Origin of the sequence: Pseudogemmobacter humi, assembly GCF_900609055.1 — a bacterium.
Lineage (GTDB): Bacteria > Pseudomonadota > Alphaproteobacteria > Rhodobacterales > Rhodobacteraceae > Pseudogemmobacter > Pseudogemmobacter humi.
The window spans coordinates 1-17486 of the sequence record NZ_UXAW01000086.1 but is presented as its reverse complement, the minus strand read 5'-3'; the positions used below and the strand labels follow the sequence as shown (position 1 = coordinate 17486).

The 17486-nt window shown below is 68.2% G+C and carries 21 protein-coding genes and 1 tRNA gene; 16 read left to right on the top strand and 6 right to left on the bottom strand.

Features of this window, described 5'->3' with window-relative positions; genetic code table 11:
- Positions 1 to 81: 81 nt before the first annotated feature.
- The 4 genes from miaA to XINFAN_RS15035 all read left to right on the top strand — a co-directional run bounded on the left by miaA (position 82) and on the right by XINFAN_RS15035 (position 4416).
- The gene (gene miaA, locus XINFAN_RS15050) at positions 82 to 969 is read left to right on the top strand and encodes a tRNA (adenosine(37)-N6)-dimethylallyltransferase MiaA (RefSeq protein ID WP_435530875.1); all 888 of its coding nucleotides are present in this window, start codon (positions 82 to 84) and stop codon (positions 967 to 969) included.
- A gap of 178 nt (positions 970 to 1147) precedes the next feature.
- The gene (locus tag XINFAN_RS15045) at positions 1148 to 1945 is read left to right on the top strand and encodes an AraC family transcriptional regulator (protein WP_124087686.1); all 798 of its coding nucleotides are present in this window, start codon (positions 1148 to 1150) and stop codon (positions 1943 to 1945) included.
- A 110-nt stretch (positions 1946 to 2055) separates the two neighbouring features.
- Positions 2056 to 3717 (top strand): ABC transporter substrate-binding protein, encoded by a 1662-nt coding sequence (locus XINFAN_RS15040; protein ID WP_124087685.1) that lies wholly within the window; start codon positions 2056 to 2058, stop codon positions 3715 to 3717.
- Between the two features lie 69 nt (positions 3718 to 3786).
- Positions 3787 to 4416, top strand: a complete 630-nt coding sequence (locus XINFAN_RS15035) for a 5'-methylthioadenosine/S-adenosylhomocysteine nucleosidase (RefSeq protein WP_124087684.1) — start codon at positions 3787 to 3789, stop codon at positions 4414 to 4416.
- 69 nt (positions 4417 to 4485) lie between these two features.
- Here XINFAN_RS15035 and XINFAN_RS15030 read toward each other — a convergent pair whose 3' ends face one another.
- Both XINFAN_RS15030 and XINFAN_RS15025 read right to left on the bottom strand, forming a co-directional pair.
- Positions 4486 to 5229 carry an RlmE family RNA methyltransferase gene (locus XINFAN_RS15030; RefSeq protein WP_124087683.1) on the bottom strand — a complete coding sequence of 248 codons (744 nt, stop codon included), beginning with the start codon at positions 5227 to 5229 and terminating at the stop codon, positions 4486 to 4488.
- Between the two features lie 2 nt (positions 5230 to 5231).
- Positions 5232 to 6365: a Ppx/GppA phosphatase family protein gene (locus XINFAN_RS15025; RefSeq protein WP_124087682.1), complete on the bottom strand. Its 1134-nt coding sequence runs from the start codon at positions 6363 to 6365 to the stop codon at positions 5232 to 5234.
- A 239-nt stretch (positions 6366 to 6604) separates the two neighbouring features.
- Between XINFAN_RS15025 and XINFAN_RS15020 the strand changes: the two genes are divergently transcribed.
- From XINFAN_RS15020 to XINFAN_RS15010, 3 genes are read left to right on the top strand one after another with little or no spacing between them, the layout of a single operon-like run.
- Complete coding sequence (locus XINFAN_RS15020) at positions 6605 to 6919, top strand: virulence factor (RefSeq protein ID WP_124087681.1); 315 nt, start codon at positions 6605 to 6607, stop codon at positions 6917 to 6919.
- A 35-nt stretch (positions 6920 to 6954) separates the two neighbouring features.
- Entirely contained in the window at positions 6955 to 7869 is a 915-nt protein-coding gene (locus XINFAN_RS15015) for a methylenetetrahydrofolate reductase (protein ID WP_124087680.1), read from the top strand.
- Positions 7870 to 7892: 23 nt separating this feature from the next.
- The gene (locus XINFAN_RS15010) at positions 7893 to 8873 is read left to right on the top strand and encodes a methyltetrahydrofolate cobalamin methyltransferase (RefSeq protein ID WP_124087679.1); all 981 of its coding nucleotides are present in this window, start codon (positions 7893 to 7895) and stop codon (positions 8871 to 8873) included.
- Positions 8874 to 8879: 6 nt separating this feature from the next.
- On the opposite strand, the gene XINFAN_RS15005 is transcribed toward XINFAN_RS15010, so the two are convergent.
- Positions 8880 to 9584, bottom strand: coding sequence for a GNAT family N-acyltransferase (locus tag XINFAN_RS15005; protein ID WP_160144633.1), 705 nt, complete (start codon positions 9582 to 9584; stop codon positions 8880 to 8882).
- A gap of 80 nt (positions 9585 to 9664) precedes the next feature.
- On the opposite strand from XINFAN_RS15005, the gene msrB reads away from it, so the two are divergent.
- Complete coding sequence (gene msrB / locus XINFAN_RS15000; protein ID WP_124087677.1) at positions 9665 to 10069, top strand: peptide-methionine (R)-S-oxide reductase MsrB; 405 nt, start codon at positions 9665 to 9667, stop codon at positions 10067 to 10069.
- A gap of 43 nt (positions 10070 to 10112) precedes the next feature.
- Here msrB and XINFAN_RS14995 read toward each other — a convergent pair whose 3' ends face one another.
- Positions 10113 to 10568, bottom strand: a complete 456-nt coding sequence (locus XINFAN_RS14995) for an outer membrane protein assembly factor BamE (protein WP_233352228.1) — start codon at positions 10566 to 10568, stop codon at positions 10113 to 10115.
- Positions 10569 to 10735: 167 nt separating this feature from the next.
- Here XINFAN_RS14995 and XINFAN_RS14990 point away from each other — a divergent pair, with 167 nt between their 5' ends.
- The 8 genes from XINFAN_RS14990 (at position 10736) to XINFAN_RS14955 (ending at position 16612) form a co-directional block, all read left to right on the top strand.
- A complete protein-coding gene (locus XINFAN_RS14990) occupies positions 10736 to 11323 on the top strand; it encodes a DUF177 domain-containing protein (protein WP_124087676.1) in 588 nt (195 codons plus the stop codon).
- A gap of 181 nt (positions 11324 to 11504) precedes the next feature.
- Positions 11505 to 11711, top strand: coding sequence for a 50S ribosomal protein L32 (gene rpmF / locus XINFAN_RS14985; RefSeq protein WP_124087675.1), 207 nt, complete (start codon positions 11505 to 11507; stop codon positions 11709 to 11711).
- Between the two features lie 41 nt (positions 11712 to 11752).
- The gene (plsX, locus tag XINFAN_RS14980; RefSeq protein WP_124087674.1) at positions 11753 to 12880 is read left to right on the top strand and encodes a phosphate acyltransferase PlsX; all 1128 of its coding nucleotides are present in this window, start codon (positions 11753 to 11755) and stop codon (positions 12878 to 12880) included.
- Complete coding sequence (locus XINFAN_RS14975; protein WP_124087673.1) at positions 12877 to 13848, top strand: beta-ketoacyl-ACP synthase III; 972 nt, start codon at positions 12877 to 12879, stop codon at positions 13846 to 13848. The genes plsX and XINFAN_RS14975 overlap by 4 nt, the downstream gene beginning before the upstream one ends.
- A gap of 104 nt (positions 13849 to 13952) precedes the next feature.
- Positions 13953 to 14255: an integration host factor subunit alpha gene (ihfA, locus tag XINFAN_RS14970; RefSeq protein ID WP_124087672.1), complete on the top strand. Its 303-nt coding sequence runs from the start codon at positions 13953 to 13955 to the stop codon at positions 14253 to 14255.
- Between the two features lie 9 nt (positions 14256 to 14264).
- Positions 14265 to 15299 (top strand): MerR family transcriptional regulator, encoded by a 1035-nt coding sequence (locus XINFAN_RS22275; RefSeq protein WP_233352227.1) that lies wholly within the window; start codon positions 14265 to 14267, stop codon positions 15297 to 15299.
- 79 nt (positions 15300 to 15378) lie between these two features.
- Positions 15379 to 15456: transfer RNA gene (locus XINFAN_RS14960), tRNA-Pro, on the top strand.
- A 79-nt stretch (positions 15457 to 15535) separates the two neighbouring features.
- Entirely contained in the window at positions 15536 to 16612 is a 1077-nt protein-coding gene (locus XINFAN_RS14955; RefSeq protein ID WP_160144632.1) for a 2'-deoxycytidine 5'-triphosphate deaminase, read from the top strand.
- Positions 16613 to 16812: 200 nt separating this feature from the next.
- Here the strand turns inward: XINFAN_RS14955 and XINFAN_RS14950 are convergent, their stop codons facing one another.
- Together XINFAN_RS14950 and scpB are read right to left on the bottom strand one after the other, a co-directional pair.
- The gene (locus XINFAN_RS14950) at positions 16813 to 17019 is read right to left on the bottom strand and encodes a hypothetical protein (RefSeq protein ID WP_124087670.1); all 207 of its coding nucleotides are present in this window, start codon (positions 17017 to 17019) and stop codon (positions 16813 to 16815) included.
- Between the two features lie 10 nt (positions 17020 to 17029).
- The coding region (scpB, locus tag XINFAN_RS14945) for an SMC-Scp complex subunit ScpB (RefSeq protein ID WP_148087152.1) at positions 17030 to 17486 on the bottom strand (457 nt) is incomplete at its 5' end.

Genomic DNA, 17486 nt, shown 5'->3' with positions numbered 1-17486 from the left:
GCGCGGGTTCAACCGGGGAAGCGGGGCCCCTGCCCCCCTCCCGGCAGAGCCGGGATTCCCCCGGGGTGTCTTGCGGGATATTTGGGTCAGGAGGAAGCGGCCTTGCCGGATCTTTCAGCGATTTCGCGCGAATTGCCGGTGCTGATCGCCGGACCGACGGCAAGCGGCAAATCGGCGCTGGCGATGGAGATCGCGGCGCGCGACGGGCGGGTCGTGGTCAATGCCGATGCGCTTCAGGTCTACGCCTGCTGGCGGGTGCTGAGCGCGCGGCCCGCGGCCGGGGACGAGGCGGCGCTGCCCCATGCGCTTTACGGTCATGTGGCCCGCGATCAGCTCTATTCGGCGGGCCACTGGCTGCGCGAGGTGCAGGGGCTTCTGGACCGGCCGGTGGTGGTGGTCGGCGGCACCGGGCTTTACTTCATGGCGCTGACCGAAGGGCTGGCCGGGGTGCCGCCGGTGCCGCCTGAGGTTCGCGCCGAGGCGGATCGCCTGCGCGCCGCGGATTTCCCGGCGATGCTGGCGGGGCTGGACGCGCAAACCGCGGCGAAGATCGACCTGCTGAACCCCGCCCGTGTCCAGCGCGCCTGGGAGGTGCTGCGCGCGACGGGGCGCGGGCTGGCCGCCTGGCAGGCGCAGACCGGCCCGGCGCTGCTGCCCCGCGCCGGGGCCGAGGCGCTGGTGATCCGCCCCGATGTGGACTGGCTGAACGCGCGGATCGACCGGCGGTTCGATCAGATGATGGCCATGGGCGCGCTGGACGAGGTGCGCGCCGAATTGCCGTTCTGGGATCCGGCGCGGCCCGCGTCGCGCGCGATCGGGGCGCCGGAGCTGATCGCCTACCTGCGCGGCGAGACGGATCTGGCGACGGCGACCGAGGCCGCGAAGCTTGCCAGCCGGCAATATGCCAAGCGACAGCGGACGTGGTTGCGCTCGCGCATGAAGGACTGGCGCGAGGTTGCGCTTCCGTAAGGGTTGTTTCCGGTGCGGCGACAATCGCGCCAGGCGGGCTTTCGCCTGCCCACAGACTTATGCACAGCTTTCGCGCCACTATGTGGATAACTTTCCCCGCCCGGCTGCTTTTTGCTTTGGTTTCGGGCGAAGGAAAGCATAGCCTCGCGCCAGAGCTGGCAATGAAAACAACAAGACGATGCAAGACTTTACCGCGATTTCCAACCTCCGCCTGATCGCCATTCCCCGCCTTGTCGCGGGTGGCCGCTGGCGGGTCGAGGCGATGCGTTCGCTCTCGGAATCCTGCCTGTTGTGGTTCACCAAAGGCCAGGGCCGTATCACGGTCCAGGGGGCGACACGGGGCTACACGGCACATAATGCGGTTTTCATCCCGCCGGGCGTGATGCACGGCTTCGACGCCGGGCAGCAGGTTTTCGGCACCGCGGTGTTCTTCGGCCGCAACTGCGACGTGCCTTTGCCGAAAGAGCCGCACCATCTGCGCATCCGCGAGGTGCATGCCCAGCAGGAGATCAACGTCCTGCTCGATTCGATTCTGCGCGAGATGAACTCCGACGTGCCCGCCCATGACCGGGCGACGCGGCATTATCTCGGCCTGCTCGGCGTCTGGCTGGAGCGTCAGGTGGTGCGGGCCGAGCCCGAGCCGGTGAAGCCCGACGCCACCCGACGGCTGGCGGCGCGCTACTCGAAACTGCTGGAGAAGGAATACCGTTCCGGCATGGGGGTGGCGGAATTCGCCGCCGCGCTGAACGTGACGCCCACCCATCTGACGCGCTGCTGCAAGCTGGCCTGCGGCCGCCCGGCTTCGGCGCTGCTCCAGGACCGCCGGATCTTCGAGGCCCGGCGGCTGCTGGCCGAGACGAAAATCCCGGTGGGCCATATCGCGGCGAGCCTCGGCTACACCTCGCCCGCCTATTTCACCCGCGCCTTCCATCATCTGACCGGGAAATCGCCGACGGCCTTCCGCCGCGCCTCCTGAGCGTGCATTGACGCCAGCGCCGAAAACATGCGCAATAGCCCGGCGGGGCGCGCACGACCGGCCCCGCCCCCTTCCCGCGCCGCGGGCCGGAGTGACAGGGAAAGACGGCGATGCCCCAGACCACCAGACTGCATCCGGCGGCCCGGATCTGCGCCTCCGACCTGCGCGCAGGACGGCTGAGCCGGCGCGAATTCCTGACCCGGGCCACCGCGCTCGGGCTGACGGCGCCCGCGGCCTGGGGGCTGATCGGGATGCAGGCGCCCGCGCGGGCACAGGAGACCCCGGTCCCGGGCGGCACCCTGCGGATGTCGATGGAGGTGCGGGCGCTGAAAGACCCGCGCACCGCAGACTGGAGCCAGATCGCCAATGTCCTGCGCGGCTGGCTGGAAGGCCTGGTGGAATACGACAACGACGGCACGATCCGCGGCATGCTGCTGGAAAGCTGGGACGCCAACGACGACGCCAGCGAATATCTTCTGAAGCTGCGCGGCGGCGTCACCTGGTCGAACGGCGATCCCTTCACCGCCCAGGATGTGGCGCATAATTTCGCGCGCTGGTGCGACGGCACGGTCGCGGGCAACTCGATGGCGGCGCGCTGCGCGGGCCTGCGCGACCCGGACACCGGCCAGCTGCGCGACGGCGCGGTCAGCGTGATCGACCCGCTGACGGTGAAGCTGGTGCTCTCCGGCCCGGATGTGACGCTGATCGCGGGGCTTGCGGATTACCCGGCCCTGCTGGTGCATCCCGGTTATGACGGCGGCGATCCGCTCGGATCGCCGGGCACCGGCCCCTGGCGCTGCGAGAGTTTCGAGGCGGGCAGCCGCGCGGTGCTGGTCCGGGCGGACCTGCCCTGGTGGGGCCGCGCGGTCTGGGGCGGCCCCTGGCTTGAGCGGATCGAATATCACGACCTCGGCCCCGACCCGGCCGCCGATGTCCCGGCCGCCGCGGCGGGCCGGATCGACGCGACCTATCAGTCGGTGGGCGAGTTCATCGAAAGCCTGGACGCGCTCGGCTGGGCGCGCAGCGAGGTGCCGACCGCTGCCACGCTGACCGCGCGCTTCAACCAGCAGACAGAGGAATACCGCGATCTGCGGGTGCGCTCGGGGCTGATCCTCTGCGTCGACAACGAGGTGGTGCTGGAACTGGGCTACCAGGGCCATGGCACCATCGCCGAGAACCACCATGTCTGCCCGCTGCACCCCGAGTATCACCCGCTGCCCTCGCTGGTGCCCGATCCGAAAGCCGGGGCCGGGCTGGTGCGCGAGGCGGGCTATGGCGAGTTCGAGTTCGAGCTGATCTCGCTCGACGATTCCTGGCAGGCGGCGACCTGCGACGCGATCGCGGTGCAGATCCGCGACGCCGGGCTGAAGATCCGCCGCCGGGTGCTGCCGGGCGCGACCTTCTGGAACGACTGGAAGAGCTTTCCGTTCTCGGCCACCGAATGGAACATGCGCCCGCTCGGGGTCCAGGTGCTGGCGGTGGCCTATCGCAGCGGCGAGGCCTGGAACGAATCGGGCTTTTCCAACGCCGAATTCGACGCGCTGCTGAACGAGGCGCTGGCGATCCCCGACGCAGAGGCGCGATCAAAGGTGATGAAACGGCTGGAAGAGATCCTCCAGCAGGAGGGCGTGATGATCCAGCCCTACTGGCGCACCCTTTACCGCCACACGGCGCCCGGCGTGCATGGCTGCGAACAGCACGCGACCTTCGAGCATCACCATTACAAATGGTGGATCGGGGCCGAAGCGCAGCTCGCGCCGGCGGCGGACTGACGGGGCGGGTGGCGCCTTGACCAGCGGGCGCGGCGCGTGTCACCTCTCGCGCGAAACGCGAGAGGCAGCATGACCCCGACGACAGATCTGATGGCAGGCGTGCCGGTCCTCTTCGTGATGGCGGCCGAGGCGGAATACGGCCCGGCGTTGCGCGCGCGTATCACGCCGCTGATCACCGGCGTCGGCCCGGTCGAGGGCGCGGTGGCGCTGACCGCCGCGCTGGCGGCGATGGAACAGCGGCCGCGGCTGATCGTCTCGCTGGGATCGGCCGGGTCGCGCGCGCTGGCGCAGGCGCAGGTCTATCAGGTCGCAAGCCTGGCCTATCGCGACATGGACGCCTCGGCCCTCGGCTTCGAGCGCGGGCGCACGCCGTTTCTGGACCTGCCCGCGCGGATCGAGCTCTCGCACCGCATCCCCGGCCTGCCCGCCGCCAGCCTCTCGACCGGGGCGAATATCGTCAGCGGCAGCGGTTACGACGCCATCGCCGAGGAGATGGTGGATATGGAGACCTTCGCCCATCTGCGCGCGGCGCAAAGATTCGCGATCCCGCTGATCGGCCTGCGCGGCATCTCGGACGGGGCCGGGGACCTGCGCGAACTGGCCGACTGGACGCAATATCTGCATGTGATCGACGAAAGGCTCGCCGCGGCGGTGGATGCGCTGCGGGACGCGCTCGGGGACGGGACGCTGACCGTCTGAGACGCACCGCCTGCCCTCACATGTTCCGCCGCATGTCCGCAGTCCGGGCGCGCGGCGGTCCGAGCGGTATCACTCTCCCTCGCCGGTCTCGCGCGCCCTGCCCCTGAATCCCATCGCGATCACGAATTTCTCCGACGAATCCGCCCGGCTCGACGGCGGCTTCACATTGGCGACTTTGGTGAAGTTGCGCTTGAGTTCGGCCTGCATCTGGTTCTCGGCCCCGCCCGCCAGCACCTTGGCGACGAAAGTGCCGCCGTCCTCCAGCACATCATAGGCGAAGGCCAGCGCGGCCTCGATCAGCGCAATGATGCGCAGATGGTCGGTGCCCTTGTGGCCCGAGGCGGCGGCGGCCATGTCGCTCATCACCACATCGGCGCGGCCGCCCAGCAGGGCCTTGACCTGGTCCTCGGCCCCCTCGGCGAGGAAATCGAGCAGCAGCAGCTCCACCCCCGCGATCGGCTCGACCTCTTGCAGATCGACGCCGATGATCCTTCCCTGCGGCTTCTTCGCATTCTCGCCGAGCGCGTTGATCCGCGGCACCGCCACCTGGCACCAGCCGCCAGGCGCGCAGCCCAGATCGACCACCCGCGCCCCGGGTTTCAGAAATTCGTAACGGTCGTCGAGTTCCATGATCTTAAACGCCGCGCGGCCGCGATAGCCCTCGCGCTTCGCGCGGGCGACATAGGGGTCGTTCAGCTGCCGCTCCAGCCAGAGCGTCGAGGACAGCCGGCGCCCCTTGGCAGTCTTGACCTTGACCCGCAGGTCGCGCTGGCCGCGGCCCGAGGTCTGTTTGCCCGAAGGCGGTTTCGTCATGATCAGGGCCCTTCTTCCAGCACGCCGTCGGCGCTCATCTGCGCATATAGCAGCCCTTCGCGCAGACCGCGATCCGCCACGGAAAGACGATCCGTCGGCCAGATCCGCATCAGCGCCTGCAGGATCGCCGCGCCCGACATGATCAGCGTATGGCGGTCGCGGCCGATCCTGGGGTCCGAGCGCCGCCCCTCAGGGCCGAGCGCGAGATAATCGCGGATCACCGTGTCGATCTGGCCCGAGGTCATCTGGAGCCCGTCGACCTTGGCGCGGTCATAGCGGCGCAGCCCCAGCCAGGAGGCGGCGACGGTCGTCACCGTGCCCGAGGTGCCGATGATCTGGAACCCCTCGCGCCGGGACTGGGCGTGATAGGGGCTGAAGCTGGAGAGGTTTTCCTCGAAGAACCAGGACATCAGCGCGAAACGCGCGGCATCGTCCTCGACATCCTGGAACTGGTCTTTCAGCGTGGCGACGCCCAGCTTGACCGAGATCCAGTCCACCACCCGCGCCTGCGGCCCGGTGCCGGGCTGGTTGAACCCCATCCGCAGCCGCATGATCGCGCGGGCGCGCTCCCAGGGCGGCACGCCGGAGAGGTCGATCCAGACCAGTTCGGTCGAGCCGCCGCCGATATCCACCACCAGAAGTTGCTCGGTCTCTGCCGAGACCAGCGGCGCGCAGGAGACGACGGCGAGCCGCGCCTCCTCTTCGGGCGAGATGATTTCCAGCGCCATCCCGGTCTCGCGCCGCACCTGGCGGATGAAGTCGCGGGCGTTGCGGGCGCGGCGGCAGGCTTCGGTCGCCACCAGACGCATCCGGGTGACGCCGCTCTTCTCGATCTTCTTCTGACAGATCCGCAGCGCCTGGATGGTGCGCGCCATCGAGGTCCGGCTGAGCCGTCCCGATGCCTCAAGCCCCGCGCCAAGCTGCACGGTCTTGGAAAAACTGTCGGTGACGGTGAACTGCGCGCCCCTCGGCTGGGCGATCAGCATCCGGCACGAATTGGTGCCGAGGTCCAGCGCCGCATAAAGCGCCGAGCCCCGGCCTGCGGGGTCAGACGGATCGCCGAAACGCGGGCCGGAATCACCCTGCCCGACCGGAACCGGCGTCGCGTCCGCCCCATGGGGACGCCCGGGCGTCATACCGCCCTCCATATCTGGTTGAGGTGAATGTAGACGCAGCACCGGGTTCTGACAAGGCGCGGCTGTCACAAGCCGCAAACGGCCTGCCGAAGGGGCGCCGAAAGGCGGCTTGCGCGAATACGTCGCGGTTGCGACAGTGCCCGGGTCGCTGGAAGCGCGCGCCATGTCGAAAACCGACCGCGCGGGACGTTTTCCGGCGATTACACAGTGAGCCACAGCCAGCACGGGAATCGCCGCACATGCCCGAAGTCACCATCGTCTGTTGGAGAGACATTCCTGCCCAGGTCATCGTGGGCAAGGGACGCCGCGGTGCCAAGGTGCAACTGCCCGAACGCTTTGAACAGGCGATCGACCGCTGCGCCATGAAGATCGGCGCGCGCGATTCCGACGCCTATCTGGCCGAATGGCGCAAGGTCAGCGAAGGCGAGGCCGAGGGCGATCAGGACGACCTGGCCCGCGACATCGCCGCCCGGCTGGACCGCGAATACGACACCGACCGCATCAGGGAACTGATCGCCAACGAAGGCTGGGCGCTGCCCCGTCCCGGCGCCTGATCTCTGCCATGAAACCCTCGCTGAAGGAGCGACTGATGGCCCTGTTTTCTTTCCGCAAGCCCGCCGCCCCCGCCGCTTCCGGGGCCGATCTGGAGGCCTTCCTGAAAGGCTGGTCCATCGAGGTGATGCCGCGCACCGCCGAGAAGGTCGCGGATTTCCGCGCCATCCTGCCCCTGGGCACCCGGGTCTATATCGCCCATATCGAGGGCACCCCGATCGAGGAGATGGTCGCCACCGCGAAGCGGATCGGCGACGAGGGCTTCGCGGTGATGCCGCATTTCCCGGCCCGCATCATCAAGGACAAGGCCACCCTCACCGACTGGGTGTCGCGCTACAAGGATGTGGGCGTGCGCCAGGGCCTCATGCTGGCGGGCGGCGTCGCCACCCCGCATGGCGAATACCATTCCTCGATGCAACTCCTGGAATCGGGCGCTTTTGACGGGTTCGAGCGGCTGCATGTCGCCGGTCACCCCGAGGGCAACAAGGATATCGACCCCGACGGCTCGGACCGCGCCGTGATGGAAGCCGCGCGCTGGAAAACCGCCTTCGCCGAGCGCACCGATGCGAAAATGGCGATGGCGACGCAGTTCTGCTTCGACGCCGCCCCGGTGATCGCATGGGTGGACCGGCTGAAGGCCGAGGGCGTGGATCTGCCGGTCCATATCGGCGTCGCGGGCCCCGCCAAGCTGCAAACCCTGATCAAATTCGCCATCGCCTGCGGCGTCGGCCCCTCGCTCAAGGTGCTGCAAAAGCGCGCGCTCGACGTGACCAAGCTGCTTCTGCCCTACGAGCCGACCGATGTGCTGAACGCGCTGGCCGCCCATAAGGCCGCCAATCCCGGCTTCGGGATCGAGCAGGTGCATTTCTTCCCGCTGGGCGGGATCAAGACCAATGCCGAATGGGTCACCGCCAATGGCGGCCTGTCGGGCAAACCGGCCCGCGCGGCCTGACATCTTCAGAAACAGGACGAAGAATGACCCGCACCGTCATAGAATCCAAGACGAAAACCGTCATCATCGGTTTCGACGAACCCTTTTGCGTGATCGGCGAGCGGATCAATCCGACCGGCCGCAAGAAGCTTGCCGCCGAGCTTGAGGCAGGGAATTTCGACACCGTCATCAAGGATGCGCTGGAACAGGTCGCCTGCGGCGCCACCGTCCTCGACATCAACTCGGGCGCCGTCTTCACCAATATGATGGCGAAGGATCCGCGCTACGCCGACAACAATTTCGTCGAGCCGCCGCTGATGAAGCAGCTGGTCGAGATCGTGCAGCAGACGGTCGACGTGCCCTTGTGCATCGACTCGTCGGTGCCGGGCGCGCTGGAGGCGGGGCTGATGGCCTGCGAGGGCCGTCCGCTGCTGAACTCGGTCACCGGCGAGGAGGAGCGGCTGGAGCTGGTTCTGCCGCTGGTCAAGAAATACAACGTGCCGGTGGTGGCGATCTCGAACGACGATACCGGCATCTCGCCCGACCCGGATGTGCGGTTTGCGGTGGCGAAAAAGATCGTCGAGCGCGCCGCCGATTTCGGCATTCCGGCGCATGACATCGTGGTCGATCCGCTGGTGATGCCGGTGGGCGCGATGGGCTCGGCCGGTCAGCAGGTCTTTACCCTCGTGCGCCGTCTGCGCGACGAGCTGGGCGTGAACACCACCTGCGGCGCCTCGAACATCTCGTTCGGCCTGCCGCACCGTCACGGGATCAACGGGGCCTTCCTGCCGATGGCGATCTGCGCCGGCATGACCTCGGCGATCATGAACCCGGTGCGCCAGCAGGAGATGGAGGCGATCCGCGCCGCCAACTTCCTGATGAACCATGATCCGAACGGCGGCGAATGGATCCGCTTCTCGAAGGTGATCGAGGCGGTCGAGGGCGGGCTGAGCTTCTCCGAAGCCTCGGCCGCGGCCTCTTCGGCCACCGCAGGACGCCGGGGCGGACGCCGCGCACGCGGCTGATCCCCGTTACTGTCCCGCCAGGGCGCGCAGGGCTTTCTTGCGCGCCTTTGGTATTTTCGCGGTCTCGACGCAGGTAAAGACGTGCAGCGTGTCGAACTGGCGATCCCGGACCGCATGGTCCGACACCCAGCCCCCGAGACCAAGGTAGAACCGCAAGAGCGGCGGCAGCCCGGCCTCTCCGGCGCGCGGATCGGGGCATTCCCCCGCCAGCGCCGGATAATCCACCGGATCCGCGACGCCCGGCCCCGGCCGCAGCTCCACCGGCCCGAGGTGATGCGCCGCCAGCCAGGCCAGAGGCCCGCGATGGCGCTGCCAGTCGCCGCCGGGGAAAGAGGCGCAGCCGATCAGCATCGCCGCATCGTCCTGGTCCGCGATCCGGGTCAGGGTGGCGAAAGCCAGCCGCAGCGCCTCCCAGGCGGCAGGACCGCCGCGCAGCGCGGGCGCAAGGCAGAGCCGGCCGATCTCCACCGCCGCGCCGCCCCGCGCCGCCAGCGCGCGCAGATCGTAGAACTGCGCCGAATAACTGTCCGCGAGCGCGCCCGGGGCCAGGCGCAGCGCCCGTGCGGTGGCCAGCAGCCCGCCCTCGCCCTCGATCATCAGATGATCCGCCCGGGCGTCGAACGCATCCGCCGCGTCATCCGCGAATCCGCTGCGGCGCAGGGCGAGCACCCGCGCCATGTCCTCCGCCCCTTCCGCCAGCCGCGCGCGCATGGTTTTCCTCTCTGCCCCCTGGACTTTTGCGCGGGGCACCCTAGATTCGCCTTGCAGATCCAGCATCGAGGGAGCGCGCGATGAGCAAGATCGTCAAGTCGGATGAGGAATGGCGCGAGCAGCTTTCCGATCTCGCCTGGCAGGTGACGCGGAAGCACGCGACCGAGCGCCCGTTCAGCCATGACGACATTCCCGAGGGCGAGGGAACCTATCACTGCATCTGCTGCGGCGCCCCGCTGTTCGCCTCGGACGAGCGCTACGATTCGGGCTGCGGCTGGCCCGCCTTCACCGCGCCCCTCGTTCCCGAAAGCGTCGAGGGGTCGCAGGACCGCAGCCATGGCATGATCCGCACCGAGGTGCATTGCGCGCGCTGCGACGCCCATCTGGGCCATGTCTTTCCCGACGGGCCGCGCGACCGCGGCGGCTTGCGCTATTGCATCAACGGCGTGGCGCTGGAGTTCGAGCGCGAGGATGAGGCGGACTGAGGCATCCGCCGCCGCGCTTCTTCCGGCCGCGCCTCTTCCGGCCTCAGCGCAGCAGATCGCCTGCGCTGATCCTGCCGACGTTGCCCAGAAGCTGACCGATGAAGCTGACGCCCTTGATGTTGGTCTCGGTCACCCGGCGCGAGATTTCGATCACGCGGCCGTCCTCCAGCCCGTAACGGCCGATGTTCGAGACGGTGCCGCTTTCGGTGAAATTGATCGCCACCACCTGACGGCTGACCTCGACCGGCTCGCGCGGGCCGAAATGCTCGAACCGGCTTTGCACGTAGAACCAGCCCACATCGTTGAGCAGGCCCTGGGCCGAGGGGCGGCCGATCTTCTCGGCCACGCTCTCGCGGGTGTCGGAGCCGACCTGGATCTGCGCCAGTTCCACCTCGTCGGGAACATAGCCGTGGTTGCGGTAGATCTTCGCGCAGGCCGCCGCCAGCAGCACCAGCCCAAAGGCCGCCATGCGCAGCGCCATCCTCGTCCTGCCCGTCATTCCCGCGCCCCGCCGCTGTGCCTGTATTGCCCGTCACGAGGTCAGGCGCCTTTTGACGTCTTGACCCTTGCGGCTTGGGATAGCAGATGCGACGCCCTGAGTTCAAGGACGGACGGCACTGCCCGCCGTCCTGACCCGCGCGCCCTGGATCCGTTGGGAGACCCGCCATGGACGAGAACCGACCCGCCCCCGACGCGCCGCGCTTTCGCGCAGGCGCGCTGTCGCACCGCAAGCCCACCCGCTTCGCCTGGGCGCCCGACGCCGCGGCGCGCGCGGCGCTGGCCCGCGCGCTGGACCTGCCCGCGATCCGCGCGCTCTCGTTCAAAGGCGAGATCCTGCCCGAGGGCCGCAGCGATTTCCGCCTGAGCGCGGAACTCGTGGCCGATGTGGTGCAGTCCTGCGTCATCAGCCTCGCCCCGGTGCCCGCAAGAATCGTCGAACAGGTTGGCCGGCGTTTCCTGTCGGAATGGTCCGAGCCCGAGGGCGAAGAGGTGGAAATGCCCGAGGACGACAGCATGGATCCCCTGCCCGAGGTGATCGACATCGCCGCGATCGCCGCCGAGACGCTGGCGCTTGCCCTGCCGCCTTACCCGCGCGCCGCGGGGGCGGAACTGGGCGAGGCGGTCTTTGCCGCCCCCGGCGAGACGCCGATCCGCGACGAGGATCTCAAACCCTTCGCGGGGCTTGCGAGTCTGTTGAAAAAAGGCGAAAAGCCCGGCGGCGATCCCGAGGACGATCCCGGCGCGCAGCAATGAGCGCAGGGCAGCGAATAGGGCTTGCACCTTTGCGGAAAGCGAGTATTTTCCGCGCCTCATTCAGGCTGTGAAACAGCATCGGTCGGCTATTGCCCGGCAGGTCTGGACACACAGGAAACCAGGGCCGTTGCGCCCGCAAATCAAAAGGGGCCTGGCCCCGCCAAAGCCCCGAGGTTGAGACATGGCCGTCCCTCAGAACCGAGTTACCCGCTCCCGCCGGAACATGCGCCGCGCCCATGACGCGCTGTCGGCTGCGAACCCGAACGAATGCAACAACTGCGGCGAGCTGAAGCGCCCGCACCATGTCTGCCCGTCCTGCGGCCATTACGATTCGAAAGAAATCGTGGCCGTGGCGCGCGAGGTCGACATCGACGAAGACGCGGCCTGATCCCGCGCCTGAGGGCATTACCTGAGGGCGGCACGAAAGCCATGAGCAGCGGATCCAACACTCCGGTTGCCGGCAAGACTGCCCGTATCGTCATTTCGGTCGACGCCATGGGCGGCGACAAGGGACCGGCGGCCGTGGTCGCCGGTATTTCCGATTCGATCCGGCGGCTGCCCGATCTCGACATCATCCTCCATGGCGACGAATCGGTTTTGCGCCCGCTGCTCGGGTCCGAGCCCGCGCTGGCCGCGCGCGTGGCGCTGCGCCACTCCGCCGGCGTGGTGACGATGGAGGACAAGCCCGCCCAGGTCATGCGCCACGGTCAGGACACCTCGATGTGGGCCGCGATCAATTCGGTGCGCGACGGCGAGGCGGCGGCCGCGGTCTCCTGCGGCAATACCGGCGCGCTGATGGCGGTCTCGATGCTGCGGCTGCGCAAGCTGCCGGGAATCAACCGACCCGCCATCGCCTGCCTCTGGCCCTCGCGCAATCCGGGCGGGTTCAACGTGATGCTCGACGTGGGCGCCGATGTGAAGGCCGACCCGTCCGATCTGCTGCAATATGCGGTGATGGGGGCGGCCTATGCGGCCAACGGGCTGTCGATCCCGCGCCCGCGGGTGGGCCTGCTGAACGTCGGCACCGAGGACCACAAAGGCCGCGCCGGGCTGAAAGAGGCCAACGAGATCCTTGCCGCCCAGGCCACCACCGGCGGCTTCACCCATGTCGGATTCATCGAGGGCGGCGATATTCCGGGCAGTTCGGTCGATGTGATCGTGACCGACGGTTTTACCGGCAATGTCGCGCTGAAAACCGGCGAGGGCACCGCGAAACTGGTGACAGACCGGCTGCGCGAGGCCTTCACCACCGGGGTGGTGGCGAAATTCGCGGCGCTGCTGGCGATGCGCTCGCTGAAACGGTTCCAGCACAGAATCGACCCGCGCCGGGCGAACGGCGGGGTGTTCCTCGGGCTGAAGGGCACGGTGGTGAAATCGCATGGCGGATCGGATGCGACAGGCATCGCGGCGGCCATCGGTCTTGCGCACCGGCTGGCGGTGACCGGGCTGACCGACCGGATCGCGGCACGGCTTGCATCCATCGAAGCCGCGGGGCAGGATAGCCGCTCAGGGGCGCCCGGCGAGGACGCCGGCACAGGGAGCGTTTCTTCCGTATGACGTTGCGCGCGGTTGTAAAAGGCGTCGGGCATTACCTGCCCGAGCGGGTGGTTCCCAATTCCGAATTCGTGGCTCTGGTCGATACCTCCGACGAATGGATCCGCTCCCGTTCCGGAATCGAGCGGCGCCATTTCGCGGCCGAGGGTGAGACGACCTCGGATCTTGCCGCGCATGCCGCACGGGCGGCGCTGGCCGACGCCGGGCTGGAGCCCGCCGACATCGACGCCATCGTGGTGGCGACCTCGACCCCGGATCTGACCTTCCCCTCGGCCGCAACCATGGTCCAGGCAAAGCTCGGCATGACCAATGGGTTCGCCTTTGACGTTCAGGCGGTCTGCGCCGGTTTCGTCTTCGCCCTGTCGAACGCGAATGCGATGATCGTCTCGGGGCAGGCGAAGCGGGTGCTGGTGATCGGCGCCGAGACCTTCTCGCGGCTGATGGACTGGTCTGACCGCTCGACCTGCGTGCTGTTCGGCGACGGCGCCGGCGCGCTGGTGCTTGAGGCGCAGGAGGGCGAAGGCACCGCCGCCGACCGCGGCATCCTCGCGCTCGATCTGAACTCCGACGGCCGCTACCGCGATCTGCTTTACGTCGACGGCGGGCCTTCGACCGGCACCACCGGCCATCTGCGGATGGAAGGCAAGGAAGTGTTCCGCCACGCGGTCGAGAAGCTGGCGGAAACCGCCCATACCGCGCTGGCAAAGGCGGGGCTCTCGGGCGAGGATGTCGACTGGATCGTGCCGCATCAGGCCAATATCCGCATCATCGAAGCCACCGCCAAACGGATGCATGTGCCGATGGAGCGGGTGGTGGTGACGGTGCAGGACCACGGCAACACCTCGGCCGCGTCGATTCCCCTCGCCATGTCGGTCGGCCGCGCCCGTGGCCAGATCCGCGAGGGCGATCTGATCGTCGCCGAGGCGATCGGCGGCGGCCTCGCCTGGGGTTCGGTGGTGCTGCGCTGGTAAATCCGCGCGGAACGGCGCTTGAACAGCCCGTCCCAAGTCTTTGATATTGACAAAGCAATTGGATCCTTACCATCCTTGGCCGATCAGCCCGGGGGGGATTTGACATGAGCGACAAGACTCTGACACGCATGGACCTGACCGAAGCGGTGTTCCGCGAGGTGGGCCTCAGCCGCAACGAATCGGCCGATCTGGTCGAATCGGTGCTGCAACACATGTCCGACGCGCTGGTCGCGGGCGAGACGGTGAAGATCTCTTCCTTCGGCACCTTCTCGGTGCGCGCGAAATCGGCGCGCGTCGGGCGCAATCCGAAAACCGGCGACGAGGTGCCGATCTCGCCGCGCCGGGTGCTGACCTTCCGGCCCTCGCATCTGATGAAAGACCGCGTGGCCGCCGGGTCCGCGCGGTAAGGCGCCGCCATGCACAAGTCGCCCGAGGCCTTCCGCACCATTTCCGAGGTGGCCGAAGCCCTGGAGACTCCGGCCCATGTGCTGCGGTTCTGGGAGACCCGCTTCCCGCAGATCCGCCCGGTCAAGCGCGCGGGCGGGCGGCGCTATTACCGGCCCTCGGATGTGGCGCTGCTGTCGGGGATCAAGCGGCTGCTGCATGAAGAGGGGATGACGATTCGGGGCGTGCAGAAGGTGCTGCGCGAACAGGGCATCCGCCATGTCGCCGGTCTGGGCCATGAGGTCACGCCCGAGGAAGAGGCGCTGGAGGCCGCAATGCCGGAACGGCTCGACGCCGAGCCCGATCCGGTCAGCCCCGAACAGGCCGGCGAGGCCACCGTCCACGCCCTGCGCAGCGCGCTTGGGGAAAGCGCTGACACGGCCGACAGCGACGCCGCAGAAACCGGCCAGAGCGCCCGCGTGATCGCCTTTCCGCTCGACACCACGAAAGAGACCGAAGTGCCCGACCACGACCCGCGCCAGATCGCCTTCCCCGGCTTCGAGCCGGAAGATGAACTGGTGCAGCCGGTGGAGGCCCCGGAAACCACGGCCGAAGAGGAGGAAGCGCCCTTCGCCTTCGACGTGCCGCATGACGCCGACCCGCTGCCCGCTCCGGTGACCCGGCTCGATCTGCCGGCAGCCGCGACGGCCCCCGCGACCGGGGCGGCGGACGAACTGCGGGCGGAGGAGCAGGACGATCCCGCCGCCGAAGCCACGGCCCTTTCCTTCCGCGCCGCGGGCGGTCGCAGAACGAAGACAGACGCGGATCCCGATACCGAGGCCACAGCGGCGCTCGGGCCGGACACCCCGGCCGATCCCCCTGCTCCCGGCAGCGCGGACGAGGCCCCGCCCCTGCCCGCCGCCACGATCGCCGCCCGACTGCGCGCGCTGCCCCCCGGTCGTCTTGCCGACCGGCACGAGGCGCTTTCCGCCCTGTCGCAGCATATCGCCGCCCTGCGCGCGCGGCTGAGCCAGCAATCCGCCCCGCCACAGCGATCCGGCCTGTAAGGCCCGGCGGGTTATATGCTTTCGGCGATGCTTTCCCGCTTGCGCCCACGGCGAAAATCGTTATCCAGACGCTCAGTGTCGGGCCGTAGCGCAGCCTGGTTAGCGCGTCCGTCTGGGGGGCGGGAGGTCGTGAGTTCGAATCTCACCGGCCCGACCATCGAAAAACCGCCCGCCTGCCTGTGCAGCGCGGGCGGTTTTCATTTCTGCGGCACCGGATGGGCCAGAGGAGGCAGGGCATGACGAAAAGCGGCGTTCTGCCCGATCACGCGATCCGCGCCCTGATCGCCTCGGCTGCGATCAGCGCCACGCCTGCGGTGCAGGATATTCAGGTCCAGCCCGCCAGCCTCGATCTGCGGCTCGGCACCGTGGCCTGGCGGGTCCGCGCCTCGTTTCTGGCCGGCAAGGACCGCCCGGTCTCTGAGCGGATCCGCGAATTCGGCATGCACCGGGTCGATCTGACCGAAGGGGCGGTACTGGAGAAAGGCTGCGTCTATGTGATCGAACTGGCCGAGCGCCTCGCGCTGCCCAGGGGAATCACCGCGGTCGCCAATGCCAAAAGCTCGACCGGACGGCTGGATCTTCTGACCCGCGCCATCACCGACGGCGGCAGCGAGTTCGACCGCATCCCCGAGGGTTACAGCGGCCCGCTCTATGCCGAAGTCTGCCCGCGCTCGTTCTCGGTGCTGGTGCGCGCCGGGCAAAGGCTGAACCAGATCCGCTTCCGCGCCGGCCAGGCGCTGCTCTCGGATACGGAACTCGCCGCGCTGCACGATCAGACGCCGCTGGTCGACGGTCAGCCGGTGATCTCCGAAGGGCTCGGCTTTTCCGTCGATCTGCGTCCGGCCTCTGGCAGTCTGGTCGGCTGGCGCGCGAAGCCGCATACCGGGGTGATCGACCTCGACCGGATCGGCCATTACCCGGCGCGCGACTTCTGGGAAGAGGTTCATTCCGACGACGGCCGCATCATCCTCGACCCCGGCGCCTTCTATATCCTCGTCTCGCGCGAGGCAGTGACGATCCCGCCCGACCATGCCGCCGAAATGGCGCCCTATCTGGCGATGGTGGGCGAGTTCCGCGTGCATTACGCCGGTTTCTTCGACCCCGGCTTCGGCCATGCGGCAGCGGGCGGGCGCGGCTCGCGCGGGGTGCTGGAGGTGCGCTGCCACGAAGCCCCCTTCGTGCTGGAACACGGCCAGGTGGTGGGCCGGCTGGTTTATGAACGAATGTCCGCTTTGCCAGAGCGGCTTTACGGCGCCGATCTGAAATCGAACTATCAGGGCCAGGGGCTTAAACTGGCCAAACAGTTCCGCTAAGACCAGCCGGGTAAGAGGGGCCCCTGCCCCCTCGCGCTCGCGCGCTCCCGTCCATCTGCTTCCCGAACCAATGGCGAAACAGATGGACGACCCGGGATATTTTCAGACAGATAATGGGCAGAAGCGGATCATGGATCATTTTCTGTCCTTAAATATCCCCGCGCGGCGGGCATTCGACCGCGTAAGCGGGCGAAGCTCTTTCAGAGCCTTCGGCCGAGCCGCGCCATTTTCTTCGCCTTGTCGGCCAGATCCTTCGCCTTCTTCGCCTGGGCGCGCTCTTCCGGCGTCATTTCCTCAGGCGCCTTGCCGCGGCGGCTGGCGTAATCGGTGGCGCTGCGGATCCCCTTGTTCACCGCCTTGCGCAGAAACATCCGCATCAGCATCTGGATCAGACGATTGAGATCCATGGTTTTCCCCTCAATCCTCGAACAGCTCGCTCTGGCCGCTCCGGGCCTCATCCTCGTCCTCGTCGCGCGCCGCTGCCTGACCGGGCATCGGGCGGCTCTCCAGCAGGCCCGCGGCCCGCAGCTCCTTCAGCCCCGGCAGATCGCGCGCGGATTCGAGGCCGAAATGATCGAGAAAACCCTCGGTCACCACGAAAGTGACCGGCCGCCCCGGCGTCATCCGGCGGCGCCCGAAGCGGATCCATTCCATTTCCATCAACTGGTCGATCGTGCCGCGCGAAACCGCAACACCCCGGATTTCCTCGATTTCCGCCCGGGTCACCGGCTGATGATAGGCGATGATCGCAAGCGTCTCGATCGCCGCGCGCGAGAGTTTGCGGCTTTCCACCGTCTCGCGCACCATCAGATGGCCGAGATCGCCCGCGGTGCGGAAAGCCCAGGCGTCCCCCACCCGGACGAGGTTCACCCCC